Source organism: Tetzosporium hominis (assembly GCF_002265435.1).
In the GTDB taxonomy this organism is placed as follows: domain Bacteria; phylum Bacillota; class Bacilli; order Bacillales_A; family Planococcaceae; genus Chryseomicrobium; species Chryseomicrobium hominis.
The window spans coordinates 1-250 of record NZ_NOKQ01000098.1; the positions used below are offsets into that span (position 1 = coordinate 1).

Sequence of the window (250 nt, forward strand, 5' to 3'; positions counted from 1 at the left end):
ATCCATGCGGTCGATATGTTACAACGACTCTTCATGATAGAGTTTGCGACACTCAATTCCCAAACCGTGATGAGCGGGTTTTCGACTGGGCAATACAACGCAGCTCACGCAGTGCTCAATACGGAAGAGGCTACGAATCAGGTGGTGTTGACGAATGCGCAGGCGGACCTGTACCGCGTCGGACAGTCCGTCTGCATCGGGACATCGTTAGGTGCGAACAACATCACCGGCTATCGTACGATAACAGCAA

General features: G+C 52.4%; 1 protein-coding gene. It reads left to right on the forward strand.

Annotation, left to right across the window (positions count from 1 at the left end; translation table 11 throughout):
- Window positions 1–15 precede the first annotated feature (15 nt).
- Window positions 16–250: hypothetical protein (locus CF394_RS00350; protein ID WP_133079771.1), on the forward strand; the 235-nt coding region annotated here is incomplete at its 3' end.